The sequence below is a fragment of the Rhizobium sp. L43 genome (assembly GCF_002531725.1).
Lineage (GTDB): Bacteria > Pseudomonadota > Alphaproteobacteria > Rhizobiales > Rhizobiaceae > Rhizobium.
In genome coordinates this window covers 1-3,851 of the sequence record NZ_NWSQ01000073.1, presented here as the reverse complement: position 1 = coordinate 3,851, position 3,851 = coordinate 1, and the positions used below count along the sequence as shown (strand labels likewise).

Here is a 3,851-nt window from a genome sequence, read left to right as displayed (position 1 = left end):
GTCATGGCAGATGAGCTAATCCGCAAGTCCTAAACCGTGCCTCGTTGACGCAAAAAATGCATTCGCCGGACGCTTACGACGATTGCGCGACCTGCGGTCTAGCACCTTCGGCGGCAAAGCGAAGGGTGCTGGGGGACCACAATTGCTGGTATTGTTCGTTTCTGATGGTTCTTGGTTTTTGGTGGCATCTCCTAAGCTCGGACGCTGCTCCTACGTAAGCAGGGACGGAGGCCTCGGGAATGTGGCCAATGTTCGCGTTTAACCGCTTCACAGGCGATTGGATCGCCGAATTCTAAACTAGTTTATGATAGCAGCCTTTCTAACCGCGGCTTCCTCAGCGATCCAATGCGAGCGCCCCACTGTGAATTTTCATGCGTTTGGGCTCTGAAACGCCTGTTTAGTGGGTGCAGTATCATGACTTCGGCGTCGGCCGCGAATTCTCCGCGTTAGTTGAACTTGTTCGGATTCGGCAGATCGTACTCAAGCAGGAACCTCCGTCAGGAACCGGATTATTGCAGCGAGCCATGTATTTTAAGTGCGTTGGAGGAAATCATATGGGAAGCTTCCTCAACCAATATCTCCCTAAACCAGATGCTCCCTGGATCGGCATTATGTAGCGCTGGCCATTGAACAGCTTCGGTGAAGACGGGAAGCGGTAACGGAAGGTTGATGATCCGCAAAGGAAAAGTACTTTCGTAATGCTCGACTAAGCGAAGCGGTAGGTTAGCTATGCGTTTCGTGCCACGCAGGACTGATGGTATTAAGCTAAACCCTTGCACGACGACCTCCACCCGCCTCTGAATCCCATTCTCGAGCAAGAACCAGCCCTCGACCGATGGCTTCAAAAAGCGCCCAAACGCGGCAGCGACGTGTCCCATGGAAACATATTGCTCGATCGTCAGCGCTGAAGGTAGGTCCACATTTGTCGAACAGGCTACGCATACAAATTTCTCTGTGAACAGCTTTGCGCTCGGGTGTGCGCCCGAGAGAAAAAATTCAGGCAGTATGAGGAAATCGACGTCACCGCGGCTAAGCATTTCGTACGGATCACTATCTAAAGGCAGCAACTCGAAGCTGACTCCGGGCGCTTCTCGAGCAACGCGCTCAATGATTTTATTGAAGTATATCAGCATCATGAAATCGGACAGAACTATTCTAAAGCATCTGTCAGACTTCGACGGGTTAAATGGCTCCCAAGAGATGATTGAGCATTGTACTTGCAAGAGAGTTTCGCGCACTGCCGAGGCAAGTCCTTCGGCGCGTGGCGTCAGCCGAAGTTCTCGACCATTCATTGTAAACAATTCGTCGCGGAAATAGTCCCGCAGCCTGCCAATGGCGGCACTCATGGCTGGCTGACTTAGATTGATACTACGTGCGGCAGCCGTTAGGTTGCGCTCGGTCGTGAGCGCGTCCAGTGCAACGAGCAGGTTTAGATCAAGGCCCTTGAAACGCATCTTTAGTCACATCCAAACAACGGATATTTTATATCCAAACAATCAAGTTTTCCAGTACAGAACCTTCCAGCCTAGCTCCAATGAAGGTTCGTCGATGATCTATTAAGTAGCGTGCATAGTTACGATAGACGTTATAGTTGCAGATAGTCTAATTTAAGTATGGAAAGGCGCCTTAGCAATAGGCGATGTGGAGCGGCGTCACCGAGCGACATAACATTCGCTAGTGAACGGAATGGGCGGAAGTAGGTTCATCATATCGCGATACCGGAGAGGCTTTGCCGTACGCTGGCTATCGACTGGCGGGCTCCTTCTATTTGGAAGCATGTTCAAGATATGGTGGCGTTGACCTGCCACTGAGAATTTGATCTGAACCCTTCAAACTGGACCAATTTTGGTTAGAGTTTTCCGGTGCATTTTCCTGGCTGGGAAAGGACCAGAAGACGATGGAAGCATCGCAGTTTTCGGACGCTCAGAAGGCGTTCATTCTGAAGCAAGGTGATGAAGGCGTGTCGGTTGCTGAAATCTGCAGGAAGGCGGGGATCAGCCAGGCGACTTATTTCAACTGGAAGAAAAAATACGCGGGCATGCTGCCACCGGAGATGAAATGGTTGAAGCAGCTCGAGGAAGAGAATTCGCGCCTGAAGAAGATCGTCGCGGATCTAAGAGTCGGACTCGAAAAGGTTTCAACGATATCCGTATCTTGCCAGCCGCCTGGTGAGCATTCGGATGTGAGCGATGGTTATCCAGGCTTCTGCTGAAGCGATGGATGTCTCGAAGTCCTTGGCCAGCCTGCGGCATCGACCCAACCACGCAAACGTCCGTTCGACGACCCAGCGGCGCGGCAGGATTTCGAAACCCTTGGCCTTGTCGGTACGCTTGATGATTTCGAGTGTCCATTTTCCTATTTTCTGCAGCCGCTTTTTCAGCTTGTCGCCCGCATAGCCGCCATCGGCGAAGACATGAAGGAGCCACGGCCATCGGTTGCGGATGGACTTCAGAAGATCGGGAGCCCCGTCGCGGTCCTGTATATCAGCGCTGTGCACCACGAGACCAACCATCAGCCCGAGCGTATCGACAATGATGTGGCGCTTGCGGCCCTTGATCTTCTTGCCAGCGTCAAAGCCCCGAATACCACCGCTTTCAGTCGTCTTGACGCTTTGGCTGTCGATGGCGCCAGCCGTCGGTGAAGCTTCTTTCCCATCCAGCTCCCGCGCCTCCATGACGAGGTGATGGTTGATCCGTGGCCAAAGACCCATTGCCCGCCATTCATAGAAATACCGCTGCACCGTTGAACAGGGCGAAAGTCCTTCGGCAGCATCCGCCACTGGCAGCCTGTCGAAGCGATATAGAGAAGGGCGTTTAAAACCTCGCGCAGATCGGTCTTGCGTGGCCGGCCCAGACGCCGTGGCGCGGGCATGAACGGCGCAATAAATTCCCATTCGCGATCGGTAACATCGCTTGCATATCGGCTCGTCCGACGGACATATTGCCGTCGGGTGGTTTCAGTCCAGGCCATTGTGCACTCCATCGAATCTTCGCAAATCCGAAGGAATCACAACTGGCTGAAATCACTCAAATCTTTTTGGGGCAGCCTCTAACGCTGGACCGCGAGATGTTGCAGGATGTCATCCGCCGAAAGCTCTGAGGCCTGCTCGGAAGCGGGAGATGGTGAAAGGCATGTGCCGCGATTGGGCGATCTCGATCCGGCGTGCTTGTGGAGCGTTGAACTTCGATCGATCAACTCACCACTATACCTCTCGCCGTACTGATCAGGCCGGTCTGGAACGTCGTATTCGCGAGATCTGCGAGATCCGTGTGCGGTACGGCTATCGCCGCGTGCATGTGCTGTTGGAACGCGAGGGTTGGGGCACCAACATCAAGTGAACTTACCGCATTTACGGGGACTTGGGGCTACAGTTGCGGAACAAGACACCGAAGCGGAGGGTAAAAGCCAAGCTTCGCGAGGATCGGCACATGGCCGTCGGACCCAACGACGTCTGGGCGATGGACTTCGTTCACGACCAACTCGCAACGGGTAAGAAACTGCGCGTGCTGACGGTGGTCGACACCTTCTCGCGCTACGTGCCGGTGCTTGATCCACGTCATAGCTATAGAGGCGAAGACGTTGTGCAAACCCTTGAACGGGTGTGCCAAAAAGCCGGCTATCCGAAAACGATCCGTGTCGACCAAGGGACGGAGTTCGTGTCGCGCGACTTGGACTTGTGGGCCTATTCCAAGGGCGTGACGTTGGACTTCTCACGCCCCGGCAAGCCAACTGATAATGCTTTCATCGAAGCGTTCAATGGCCGCTTCCGTGCAGAATGCCTGAACCAGCATTGGTTCCTGACCCTTGCGGATGCCCGCGAAAAGATGGAGGATTGGCGTAGATACTACAAT

2 protein-coding genes and 2 pseudogenes are annotated in these 3,851 nt (G+C 53.7%); 2 read left to right on the top strand and 2 right to left on the bottom strand.

From position 1 onward, the window contains the following. Positions 1–509 precede the first annotated feature (509 nt). Entirely contained in the window at positions 510–1,454 is a 945-nt protein-coding gene (gene nodD2 / locus CO667_RS34345; protein WP_096772353.1) for a transcriptional regulator NodD2, read from the bottom strand. Between the two features lie 443 nt (positions 1,455–1,897). Between nodD2 and CO667_RS34340 the strand changes: the two are divergent. After that, positions 1,898–2,116 (top strand): annotated as a pseudogene (locus CO667_RS34340) (transposase); the annotation flags it as partial. Between the two features lie 21 nt (positions 2,117–2,137). On the opposite strand, the gene CO667_RS34335 reads toward CO667_RS34340, so the two are convergent. Then, a protein-coding gene (locus CO667_RS34335; RefSeq protein ID WP_239621145.1) for an IS5 family transposase occupies positions 2,138–2,970 on the bottom strand; the annotation gives its coding sequence in 2 pieces (ribosomal slippage) (positions 2,138–2,754 and positions 2,754–2,970; 834 coding nt in all). A 78-nt stretch (positions 2,971–3,048) separates the two neighbouring features. Here CO667_RS34335 and CO667_RS34330 point away from each other — a divergent pair. Beyond that, positions 3,049–3,851, top strand: a pseudogene (locus tag CO667_RS34330) (IS3 family transposase); the annotation flags it as partial.

Bases quoted from the DNA above. Each gene is read 5' to 3' on its own strand.
- nodD2 (WP_096772353.1), bottom strand. From the start codon at position 1,454: ATGCGTTTCAAGGGCCTTGATCTAAACCTGCTCGTTGCACTGGACGCG.